The sequence below is a fragment of the Marinomonas gallaica genome (assembly GCF_049821165.1).
In the GTDB taxonomy this organism is placed as follows: domain Bacteria; phylum Pseudomonadota; class Gammaproteobacteria; order Pseudomonadales; family Marinomonadaceae; genus Marinomonas; species Marinomonas gallaica.
Genome location: NZ_CP187511.1, coordinates 14,812 through 26,378, shown reverse-complemented (window position 1 = coordinate 26,378; position 11,567 = coordinate 14,812). Strand labels below are relative to the sequence as shown.

Below are 11,567 nucleotides of genomic sequence, written 5' to 3'. Positions count from 1 at the left end.
GTTAAGTTGTATCACTGGCAATCTCAATTTACTCAATACGGAAGCGTCCTATGCAGCGACTATTTCTAACTTTATTTTGTGTGATCGCGCTCTCTGGTTGTGGCGAAGCAGAGGAGGGTGGTGATACCGGTGATGGCGGCGATGTTGAAACGCCTACGACACCGACAACCCCAACGACACCAGAAGAACCTACAACACCAGAGGAGCCTACGACACCAGAGGAGCCTACAACACCAGAGGAGCCTACAACACCAGAAGAGCCTACAACGCCAGAAGAGCCTGTAGATCCTGTTGATTATACCGTCGATACAGACTTGCAAGCACCGGTGTCATTGGTTGCGATCGCAGCAAATCAGCAAGTTGTACTGCGTTGGAATGAAACACCGAATGCTGGCGCTTATACGGTTTATTACTCTACCAATGAAATTACCGCGGACAGTAATTTGGCGGACTTGTTGATCGCCGTAGACAGTCTAGAGGCGACGACCTACACCTCTCCTGAGGCGTATTTATCCAATGGCACGCCTTATTATGTTGCGGTGGTTGCTAAGGAATCATTGGCTTCCACGACTGTGAGCGGCTTTAGTCCGATTAAGGTGGTTACTCCTCAAGATAATGGCGTGAATGTGGCTGATTTAGCTCAGGTGCGAGAGTTAAACGATACAGGGTCTCGTTTTGCGGTAAGTTCAGACACTCATCAAGAGACATGCGAAGGGGGGGATCGGTTAGCATCGGGTCAAGATTGTAGTTTTGGCCGTGATGTAGACTCCATGGCAAATGGTGATGAGGATGGTATTGCAGGGTTTAGTTTCAGTAAGATCGGAGATGATGGCAGCGTATTAACGGCCGATTCTGAAGAGTGGCATTGCGTATTGGATAACGTAACGGGTCTTATGTGGGAAGTGAAAGAAGCAGGAGACAGTGCTCGTGGTGGCACTCTTAGCTCTGGTTTACACGATGCCGATGATGCATTTACTTGGTACGAGCCGTCGTTGAGTGGCTCAGGTGTAACCGAAGGGACGCAAAGTAATTTAAATTCACCAGATACTTGTTTCGGCTATAACGATGTAGATGGCTTCTGCAATACTTCTGACTTTGTGGCTCGCGTGAATCTTGAGAATCTATGTGGTTTCAGTGATTGGCGTTTACCTACTTCAAATGAATTGTTGAGTATTGTTTATTATGGTCACAACTTTGCTCGTCGTTCAACGATTGCATTAGATACAAATTACTTCCCAATGTCGGATGACACACTAGTTGATAGTTTTTGGACCACGTCGCCTTATTACGATGATTCCAGTCGAGCATGGCGTGTTTATTTACGAGATTTTCGTTCGAATGGACAGCTGCTTGGTGTAGTGGATGGCTTGTCTAAAGGAACCAGTGTTGGTGTCATGTTAGTAAGGACGGCCCATGAATAAGTTAACGTTACTCTTAATCAGCTTTTTTTTAGGAAGTGCTTACGCGGCTTGCAGTACCTCAACCATCGATCCAACAGCGCCTGCTTCGCGTTTCACGGTTAACGAAGAGCAAGGTGTTGTGACGGATCATGCTACGGGGCTTATGTGGAAGCGTTGTGTGGAGGGATTTTCTGGAGCGGATTGTCGCACAGGAAGTCCTTTGCAAACGACTTTTGTTGGTGCCGTAGAGCATATCGACTCGATTAACGAGAGCGATGGCTTTGCTGGTTTTGATGACTGGCGTTTGCCGAATGTAAAAGAGTTACGCAGTATTGTCGAAGAGCAATGTACTCGTCCGTCTCAAAATGAAGATGTTTTTCCGTTAAAAAATACTGAGGCGGCGGATGACTCGGCAACACTTAATAGTATGGTGCTCTTTACTTCAACGCCAACGTCTTATTACGATGCCGACGATACCTATGTTTGGGCGGTGAGTTTTTCAACGGGGATTTTGGAGAGAACCTCAGTTGGCGAATATAACTACGTCCGTTTCTTCCGGTTGGTGCGAGACGCTCGTTAAGGTTAGGCATATGCGCAAAAAAGCATTACTTCTTGCGGTTTAGTGTGTGAGAAGTCGTGCTTTTTAAGGTCAATAATGGGTGTCTGAATGCAAATTAATAAAATTTAAGCAGAGGACACTGTTATGCGCCAATCACTTCTCGGTAAAAATGCGGCGATTACTGGCGCTGCATCTGGCATCGGCTGGGCCAGTGCAAAAGCAATGTTGGAGTATGGTGCCACGGTTGTGTTAGTGGATCGTGATGCAGGCGCTTTAGAGCGGGTTTGCAAGGATTACGATAAGGCAAAGCCTTTAGTTATGGATTTGCTTGATAGAGATGCCTGTAAAACGTTGATGCCCCAAATTATAAGTTTGATCGAAGGGCCTCTTGATATTTTTCATGCTAATGCGGGTTTATATGTTGGAGGGGATCTGGTGGACTCGGATCCCGATATGATCGACAGAATGCTGCATCTAAACATTAATGTGGTCATGAAAAACGTGCGCGATGTCATTCGCCATATGGCCCCTCAAAAAACGGGTGACATTATCGTTACTAGTTCCTTGGCGGCGCATTTCCCAACACCATGGGAGCCGGTTTATGCGTCTTCAAAATGGGCAATTGATTGCTTTGTGCAAACAACGCGTCGACAGGTATTTAAAGATGGTTTGCGGATTGGATCTGTGTCACCAGGCCCTGTGATTACCTCTTTATTGGATGATTGGCCTGAAGAGCAGTTAGAGGCAGCGAAAGCGTCTGGAAGTTTGGTTGAAGCCAGCGAGATCGCTGAGATTATTTTATTTATGTTAACGCGGCCTCGAGGAATGACCATTCGAGATGTGGTTGTCATGCCAACAAACTTTGATTTATAGGAAGACATTGATGAGAAAAGGGCCGTCATAAAATGACGGCCCTTTTTAATTTATAGCGTTTAAATACATTTATTGTGCGTCTTTAAAGGCCATGATCAAGGCTTGAGTGGAGGCATCTAATTGCTGATTGTCAGTTTCATTAACAAGGCGATTATAGATGTCTGTGCCCAATACTTTGCCTAGCTCAACGCCCCACTGGTCGAACGAGTTAATGCCCCAAATTGTACCTTGAACAAAGGTACGGTGTTCGTATAGGGCTATTAACGAACCCGTTGTGAACGGAGTAAGTTGCTCGGTAAGTAGAGTGTTACTTGGGCGGTTACCCGGAATCACTTTGTGCGGTGCAATCTCTTCGACTTGAGTTTCACTTGCGCCCGCATCACGTAACTCTTGCTTTGCCTGCTCCAAGCTTTTGCCGACCATTAAGGCTTGCGCTTGGCTGACGCAGTTTGCAAACAGCTGTGCGTGGTGATCAGCAACGGGGTTATGTGTTTTCAAGGGCGCAATAAAATCGACTGGAACAAGACGTGTGCCTTGATGTAATAACTGATGATAAGCATGCTGACCATTTGTACCAGCGCCACCCCAAATAATGGGGCCTGTATCGGTCGCCACGCCTGAACCATCGACTAAGTTCGCTTTGCCGTTACTTTCCATATCCAGCTGCTGAATATGCGCAGGCATGGCGCGTAAGTAATGATCATAAGGGATCAAGGCGTGAGTTTGAGCGTTGTGAAAGTTACTGTACCAAACGCCTAATGCGCCCATGATTACCGGAAGGTTTTGATCAAAAGGTGCTGTTTCAAAGTGCTTGTCCATGGCGTGAGCGCCATCCAGTAACTCATAAAAATGATCCATGCCGACGGCGACAGCAATTGGCAGTCCGATCGCAGACCAAAGTGAGTAGCGTCCACCCACCCAGTCCCACATAGGGAAGATGTTTTCTTCAGCCATACCAAAGTTAACGGCTTTTTCGACATTCGAACTTACCGCAGCAAAGTGCTTTTTAATATCCGTTTCAGGTACGCCCTGATCAAGACACCACGCACGTGCCGCATTGGCATTGTGTAAGGTTTCGAGCGTGCCAAAAGACTTAGATGAGACGATGAATACAGTGGTTTCAGCATTCAGTCGTTTGAGCTTATCTGTGATGTCTGAGCCATCGATATTGGCGACAAAGTGTACATCGATATCATCGTGTTTGTAGGGTGTTAACGCTTCAGCAACGACCTTGGGTCCAAGATAGGAGCCGCCAATGCCGATGGATACGACGTCGGTGATTTTCTTGTCACTGTAGCCGCGCCATTTACCACTGTGTAGCTGAGAAACGAATGTCTCCATTTGTTTCAATGTACTGCGCACTTCATCCAGTACGTTCACACCATCAACCATTAGAGTCTCTTGAGCTTTACTAGCACGAAGGGCGACATGCAACACAGAACGGTTCTCTGTGTTGTTAATAGGCTCGCCATTAAACATGCCTTCAATGGCTGGTTTCATACCTGCTTGCTCTACCAATTGTAGTAGCAGTTTTATGGTGTCGGTGTTTGCTCGGTTTTTAGAGTAGTCTAATGTCCACCCTGCAGCGGATGTTTTGAAAGACTTGGCACGTGTCGCGTCGTCAGCAAATAGCTCAGTCATATGTACCGAAGCCATGTCCTGCTGATGTTGTGCCAGTGCTTGCCACGCGGTTAGTTGCGTTGGTGAGCTCATGACAATCTCCCTAGGTTGAGTGTAAGAGTATTACGGCAGTTCAACAGTTATATTGTCGATCAACCGTGCTTTGCCCAAATAGGCGGCAACTAGGATCACTAGTTGCTTCTCTTTCTCTGATGGTGTTAGTAAATCGTGTTGTGCACGTATTTCAAAGTAGTCACGCTCAAATCCCACTGCTTCAAGCTTCTGTAGAGCTTGTTCGCAAATGTCAGCGTAGCTTACGTGACCTTCTAAGATGCTTTGCTTTGCCCATAGAAGGGTTTGGTAAATGGTCGGCGCGATGCTGAGTTCTTCAGCGCTTAAGTAACCATTGCGTGAGCTCATAGCAAGACCTGATTCAGCTCGTGCAATGTTTACACCAATGACTTTGACATTTGAGCTTAAGTCGCGAGCCATGTCTTCAATGATTTTTAATTGTTGAAAATCTTTGTTACCAAATATCGCACAATCAGGCATGACGATGTTAAAAAGTTTTGTGACGACGGTAGCGACACCCACAAAGTGTCCCGGGCGTGTTGCACCACATAGAATATCAGATAAACCAGTCACTTCGATTTGAGTTTGGCTGCGTTTCCCGTCAGGGTACATTTCCAATGCCGAGGGCGCGAATAAATAGTCGCAAGTATTGCTCTCTAGCAATGCCTGATCTTCTGTTAGCGTACGAGGGTAGCGTTCGAGGTCTTCATTCGCTGAAAATTGCATCGGGTTAACGAAGATAGAAGCGACGACGACATCTCCTTCTTGACGAGCTCGACGAACTAAATCCATGTGCCCTTCATGAAGATTCCCCATGGTAGGAACAAAGGCAATACGTTTGTCTTGTAGGCGTTCGCTTTTTAAAGCTGTGCGAAGTTCAGCAATCGTGTGAAATGTTTTCATGCGTCAAATGTATGCTCAGATGCAGGGAATGAACCGTTTTTAACCTCTTCAACGTAAGCTGAAAAAGCTTGCTCGATGGTACGACCGTTGGTTAAAAAGTTTTTTACGAAACGTGCCGGACGGCCAATATTAATCCCCAGCATATCGTGCATAACCAATACTTGGCCATCTGTATCAGCGCCTGCGCCAATGCCAATAACGGGGACGCTAATGGCATCCGTTAGGATTTTACCGAGTGCGGCAGGGATGCATTCGTACAGCAAGATATCTGCGCCAGCCTCTACTAATTCTAACGACTCTTTCAGGATAAGATCGGCAGCGGCTTGGTCTTGGCCTTGAACCTTATAGCCTCCCAGCTTGTGCACGGCTTGCGGCGTTAAGCCAAGGTGTGAGCAAACCGGAATGCCGCGTTCAGACAGTAAGCGCACTGTATCTGCGAGCCAGCTACCGCCTTCAAGCTTAACCATATTAGCACCTGCTTGCATCAGTTTAGCGGCGTTGTCGAGTGCTTGATTTGGGGAGCTATAACTCATAAAAGGCATGTCGGTCAGTATGAAAGCATGGCTGTTACCGCGTTTTACGGCGGCTGTGTGATAACACATGTCGTCAATGGAAACCGGAAGCGTGCTGTCTTGGCCCTGTACTACCATGCCTAATGAGTCACCCACTAAAATCGTTTCTACACCCGCTTGATTCATGGCATGGGTGAAGGTGGCATCGTAGCAAGTAAGGCAGGTGAATTTTTCACCGTCCTGTTTCATTCGTTGTAGTTTAGAAAGGGTGATAGGGCGAGTGGGTTTCTTCACTGACGTGTCTGAGTACATAACTTACGCTTCTTTTATTGCTACCAAGTCACTGGTATCAAGTTGACTGACATGCTCTGCAACAGTTTTGCCATTATGCAGTAGCAGCTCTGGCGCTAGATCCAGCAAGGGACGGATCACGAACCCGCGTTCTAGCATAAAAGGATGGGGTACGGTCAGGCGTGGAAGCTCTATGGCGTCCTGGTTGAATAGTAGTATATCCAAATCGAGGGTACGAGGCCCCCAATGGCGCTCGCGAATGCGGCGATGTGCTTGTTCTATGCTTTGCAATAAATCGAGCGTAGCAATGCCATCGAGCTCCGTATTGAAATAGGCGACGGCATTAATGTAATCGGGTTGGTCTTGGGGACCAACTGGCTTGCTTGAGTACAATGATGAGCATGTGAAATTGTGAATATCACTGTGCTTTTGTAGATCCTCTAATGCGCTTTTCAGCTGCGCCAATGGGTTGTCTAAATTGCTTCCCAGTCCGATGTATACATGGTTCATTTCGCTGATTTACTCTTCCGGTGTTTGCTTTGCATTATTTTTACGACGGCGCGGGCGACGGCGTTTCGGTTTTACACCATCGGTTTTGCGTTCGTCGGCTTTGTTAATGAGGTCGCGTTGCTGATTTTCGGGTGCTTGCTGAAAGTTGGTCCACCAGTCGCCCAATCCACCCATTTCTGTTCCGCTTTGTTCGCGAATTAATAGAAAATCGTAAGCGGCACGGAAGCGAGGATGGTGCAAAAGTGTTAAGGCACGCTTGCCATAGCGTTTAGGTAAGCGGAACTGCAAATCCCAAATTTCACGCATCGGGGTAGAAAAGCGACGCGGTATCGCCGTCGAGGCCACCTGATTATCTAACACCATGGTGGCAGCTTGATGCAGTGCAGGCATTTCAGGCAAACCTTGCTTTTCAAACTCTTCGTGACGAAGTGACACACTTGGCCATAATAGGATAGCGTATAAGAAGTAAGGTGCCGTACTGCGACCACTTTGGATACGCTGATCAGTATTGTTTAGACCTTGTAAGATAAAGGCTTCAGGATCGATGTCTTTACGGTGCCAGCCACTCTTGAGTAGAGCATCCGTGTCAGGAAATAAATATTTGAATAAACCGTATTCACGCAGCAAGGTGTATGTAGCGGCGCCATAGCCGCTGCCTAATAACTTCAGCACTTCTTCAAATAAACGAGCGGGTGGGATGTGATCCAATAGGTGCGCCATTTCTTTGATTGGCGCGGCTGTTTCCGCTTCAATCTCAAAGTTTAGCTTGGCGGCAAATCGGATCGCGCGCAACATACGCACGGGATCTTCTTGATAGCGCTGGCGAGGATCCCCAATGATGCGTATTTGACGATTAGCAATGTCTTCTAGGCCACCGCAGTAATCGTTAATCGAGAAATCTGCGATGTTGTAGTACAAGGCATTGAATGTAAAATCACGACGCTCAGCATCTTCTTCGATGCTGCCGTAAACATTGTCTCTTAGGATGATGCCATGTGACGATTTGGCCGTATCTTTGTCTTTCAAAGACTTTTTCTGGTCCATCTCTGCTGGCTGTTGTGCAGCAGTATTGGCGCGGAAAGTAGATACTTCGATCATTTCCCGTCCATAGGTGACATGGACAAGTTTAAAGCGGCGACCAATTAGGCGTGAATTCGAAAACAATGCATGAGCTTGTTCTGGGGTGGCGTTAGTCACCACATCGAAATCTTTAGGCTCAATGTCTATGAGATGGTCTCGGATACAGCCACCCACGAGGTAGGCATCGAATCCTGCTTCATGTAATCGGTAAAGAACTTTCAGCGCGTTGGGGCTGATGTTCTTTCTCGAGAACGTGTGTTTGTCTCTGGGAATTTCCAGAGGTAGTTTTCGAGACTCGTCTGAGCCAAAAAGGGAAGTCGCTTTACGAACCAAAGACTTAAAACCTGCAAGCATTATATAAATAATTCAACTATTGATGGGTTTGAATATTCTACACGGGTGAGATGGAAGTTACACGATAAACAAAGAAGGAATACAAAGGAATACGATAAGAGGGGGTAATAATAAGAAAGGGTATTGCAGAAAAAAGCGAAAATAAAATAATCGCTTTGGATACATGAAGATACTAGTTCCGAAAACAAAGTTCGTGCTGCTTCTGCAGTTCTACTCAAGTTTTATTTTTATTATTGCAATGTCTTCATCGCCTAAACGGCTTGCATATCTAAAAAAATCAATTATCCAAAGCGATTTTTCCATCCGTAGTCTCAAATTTTATTTTTGTTTTAAGAGACTACGGTGTTCCTTATGTTTTATTTTTATTTGAAGGAACGTTTACAATGATTAACTTATTTTTATTATCGTCAATCTTGTTATCGTTGTGTCATATATAAGGCATTTGTTGTGCCACTTTTTACAATATACTGAAAAGTAAGGATTTTTTCGTAAAATTGTGCACTTTGTTTACGATTTTAGTCGGGTTTTGTGGGTAGCATGGTATCAAGTGTTACTTTTGTTCTGTTACTTTTCGTGGTATTTTGAGTTTTTGACGCCGTTCCCAAAGACTTTTTCGGGATATGCCCAGAGATTGTGCAAGCTGTGTTTCGGTCATTTTATGTTGGTGCGTCAAGACAAAATGCTTGAAGTAATCATCAAGAGTGGAACCTTCGATCACGAACGCTGAAGGGGTATCGGAAGCGGCGTCATTATGCTCTGTCTTTGTTACGATTGCATGACCTTCCCTGTTCTTTAACTTGAGGTTGTGAGCATCCAATTTTCCCTCGGGGCTAAGAATGACTGCACGCTCTAAGGCGTTTTCTAATTCGCGTACATTGCCGGGCCATTGATGTGAACGTATTGCTGCATCAAATGTTTTGGTGTATCGCGGTAGCGCTTTGTCATGCTTCTTGCAGGCTTTTTCAAGCAGTACCTTAGCGATGAGGGAAATGTCTTCACCACGCTCCCTTAGAGCGGGCACGGATAGCTCCATCACGTACAGGCGGTAATATAAATCTTCACGGAACATGCCGTTTTGCACCATCTGCAAAAGGTTTCGGTGTGTTGCGGTCACTAAGCGGATGTCGACATGGCTTGACGTTACCGCGCCGACTCGACGAATTTCGCCTTCCTGTAATACTCGTAATAGCCGTGCTTGGGCTTCAAGTGGTAACTCACCGATTTCATCTAAGAATAGAGTCCCTTCATCGGCGGCCATAATAAGCCCATCTCGTGCTGATACCGCGCCAGTAAAGGCGCCCTTTTCATGACCAAAAAGCTCTGATTCGATAAGATTTTCGGGGATGGCAGCACAGTTGACACTGATGAGTGCGTTATTTTTGCGCTTAGATAAATTATGGATCGACTTGGCCACCAGTTCTTTACCCGTACCAGACTCACCATGAACTAGGACTGTGGCATCTGTTTTGGCAACTTTTACAAGTTCATCAAACAAAGTGTGCATGGCGGGACTGTTGCCAATAATGCCGCTTTCTGGAGAGCCGAGTTTAGGGGTGCTAGGCGAAGTTTCACTCGACGCGAATAAGCTGATGTTCTCCGGTGTGGTTGGCGATTGAATACTTTTGTCTTGTTTAGGTTTTTCCAGTGCTGCGATCACTTGCGCTAAGACGGTGTCCGAATCGGTAGGCAGTGGAATAAAGTAGTTCGCGCCCTTTGACATGTATTCAATGGCGGCATTTAAGCTTGGGCGTTGATCAAAAATAATAAACGTTTGATGTTTTATTTTAGTTAAGGCGTCGTCTGGGGCAACGTCTGCATCAATCAGAAGTAGCTCGAAGTCATCTAATTCGTAATGCTTAATGGCTTGGTCGATTGATTGGCTAATATTGACGTGAAAACCATTTCGGCTTAACCAGCGATCCACTTCTTTTAGTGGTGAGTGATCACCGCAAATCACCATAACATGATACATTTTTGTCACCCCTTGTAACTTGGTGTCACGATTATACTCACTTTTAGCAGGGGTGCGAGTGCGGCTATTGGATGAGGTGTTGGTCTGTATCAAGCAATGCAAGGTTTGCTTGGGATAGTTGTGTAGGTTGCCAGTGCTCAGTTGCCCAAGATAGCAATTGTAGCAACGAGTAGTCCCGAGGGGCGTCTTTAAAACCTAGATAATACAATACCCGTAGTAGAACCTGTCGCTCCCCATTTGGAATGGCTTTAGCATGATTTTGTTTACTTATTTTATCGCCGAATTCATTCACAATAAGGGGTAAGTGCATCATAGCTGGTGCTTGCCAACCAAATTGTTGGTAAAGCCAGAGTTGTTGACCGGTGGTGTCTAATAAATCGGCACCGCGTACGATATGGCTAATGTGTTGTAGGTGGTCGTCTACCACTACCGCTAACTGGTAAGAAAAGTAGCCATCTTTGCGTTTTAATACTGGGTGATTCGATGGTTGGCTAATATCAAAATATTGTTTGCCTTGTATAGGGTCACAATATTCGTAGCGGCCGACTTCACAGAATGCGCGCCATGAGTGAGGATGGTTCATATCACATTGGCATTGATTTGGGTGTAGTCCGCTATTGGCCTTTAAAGACGCGCGGGTGCACTGACAAGGGTAGGCTAGGTTTGATGTAATGAGTTGTTCTAAGAAGTGTTGATAAAGGCTTTGGCGGTCGGATTGACGCACTACATCCTCATCAGAAATAAGATGATAACTGGCTAATGTATCGAGAATAGCTTGCTGAAAAGAGTCTTGGCAGCGAGTGCCGTCGACATCTTCTAGGCGAATTAACCAAGTACCTTGTTGTTGGCGAGCATCTAAGTAACTCGCAACGGCACTGAGCAAAGAGCCGAAATGAAGCGGGCCGGTAGGCGATGGTGCGAACCGGCCGCGATAAGCATTGGGCATGGTTTAGTTGCCGATTTGCTTCTCTTTTATTTCAGCAAGTGTTTTGCAATCGATACACATGCTTGCAGTAGGGCGAGCTTCAAGTCGACGGATGCCGATATCAATGCCACACTCATCACAGAAGCCGTAGTCGTCTTCGTTGATACGCTCGATGGTTTGGTTGATTTTTTTAACCAATTTACGCTCACGATCTCGAGCGCGTAACTCTAGGCTAAACTCTTCTTCTTGGCTGGCGCGATCGTTTGGATCAGCGTAGTTCACCGCTTCTTCTTGTAAGTTGTGAACGGTGCGATCAACCTCTTCCATCAGGTTTTGCTTCCAGTTGAGAAGGATGCTTTTGAAATGCGCCAATTGTTTTTCGTTCATGTACTCTTCACCGTCCGCCGCAACGTAAGGTGTAAAGTCTTTCATCAATGATTCAGGATTTTTACTTGGCATAGTCTTGCCTCACTTCCCAGGTGTTCCTTGTGGTAAC

At 46.0% G+C, this 11,567-nt stretch carries 11 protein-coding genes; 3 read left to right on the top strand and 8 right to left on the bottom strand.

All coding sequences use genetic code 11. The features are described 5' to 3' along the window. The first annotated feature begins 50 nt into the window (after positions 1-50). The 3 genes from ACPUEK_RS00110 to ACPUEK_RS00100 all read left to right on the top strand — a co-directional run bounded on the left by ACPUEK_RS00110 (position 51) and on the right by ACPUEK_RS00100 (position 2,832). Entirely contained in the window at positions 51-1,421 is a 1,371-nt protein-coding gene (locus ACPUEK_RS00110) for a DUF1566 domain-containing protein (protein WP_425641850.1), read from the top strand. After that, on the top strand, positions 1,414-1,980 hold the full coding sequence (locus tag ACPUEK_RS00105) for a DUF1566 domain-containing protein (RefSeq protein WP_067215240.1): 567 nt from the start codon (positions 1,414-1,416) through the stop codon (positions 1,978-1,980). Before ACPUEK_RS00110 ends, ACPUEK_RS00105 begins: the two co-directional genes overlap by 8 nt. 123 nt (positions 1,981-2,103) lie before the next feature. Continuing rightward, positions 2,104-2,832, top strand: a complete 729-nt coding sequence (locus ACPUEK_RS00100; RefSeq protein ID WP_425641849.1) for an SDR family oxidoreductase — start codon at positions 2,104-2,106, stop codon at positions 2,830-2,832. Positions 2,833-2,901: 69 nt separating this feature from the next. Here the strand turns inward: ACPUEK_RS00100 and pgi are convergent, their stop codons facing one another. The 8 genes from pgi to dksA form a co-directional block, all read right to left on the bottom strand. Then, a complete protein-coding gene (gene pgi, locus ACPUEK_RS00095) occupies positions 2,902-4,545 on the bottom strand; it encodes a glucose-6-phosphate isomerase (protein ID WP_067215234.1) in 1,644 nt (547 codons plus the stop codon). Positions 4,546-4,575: 30 nt separating this feature from the next. Beyond that, positions 4,576-5,427 carry a pantoate--beta-alanine ligase gene (panC, locus tag ACPUEK_RS00090; protein ID WP_425641848.1) on the bottom strand — a complete coding sequence of 284 codons (852 nt, stop codon included), beginning with the start codon at positions 5,425-5,427 and terminating at the stop codon, positions 4,576-4,578. Further along, the gene (panB, locus tag ACPUEK_RS00085) at positions 5,424-6,251 is read right to left on the bottom strand and encodes a 3-methyl-2-oxobutanoate hydroxymethyltransferase (RefSeq protein ID WP_425641847.1); all 828 of its coding nucleotides are present in this window, start codon (positions 6,249-6,251) and stop codon (positions 5,424-5,426) included. The genes panC and panB overlap by 4 nt, the downstream gene beginning before the upstream one ends. A 3-nt stretch (positions 6,252-6,254) precedes the next feature. Continuing rightward, positions 6,255-6,740: a 2-amino-4-hydroxy-6-hydroxymethyldihydropteridine diphosphokinase gene (gene folK, locus ACPUEK_RS00080; RefSeq protein ID WP_067030358.1), complete on the bottom strand. Its 486-nt coding sequence runs from the start codon at positions 6,738-6,740 to the stop codon at positions 6,255-6,257. A gap of 9 nt (positions 6,741-6,749) precedes the next feature. After that, complete coding sequence (pcnB, locus tag ACPUEK_RS00075) at positions 6,750-8,174, bottom strand: polynucleotide adenylyltransferase PcnB (RefSeq protein ID WP_417506628.1); 1,425 nt, start codon at positions 8,172-8,174, stop codon at positions 6,750-6,752. A gap of 550 nt (positions 8,175-8,724) precedes the next feature. Next, positions 8,725-10,146: a sigma-54-dependent transcriptional regulator gene (locus tag ACPUEK_RS00070; RefSeq protein WP_067215222.1), complete on the bottom strand. Its 1,422-nt coding sequence runs from the start codon at positions 10,144-10,146 to the stop codon at positions 8,725-8,727. A 64-nt stretch (positions 10,147-10,210) separates the two neighbouring features. Then, positions 10,211-11,092: a tRNA glutamyl-Q(34) synthetase GluQRS gene (gluQRS, locus tag ACPUEK_RS00065; RefSeq protein WP_067215218.1), complete on the bottom strand. Its 882-nt coding sequence runs from the start codon at positions 11,090-11,092 to the stop codon at positions 10,211-10,213. 3 nt (positions 11,093-11,095) lie between these two features. Continuing rightward, a complete protein-coding gene (gene dksA / locus ACPUEK_RS00060; RefSeq protein ID WP_067094957.1) occupies positions 11,096-11,530 on the bottom strand; it encodes an RNA polymerase-binding protein DksA in 435 nt (144 codons plus the stop codon). Positions 11,531-11,567: the final 37 nt, after the last annotated feature.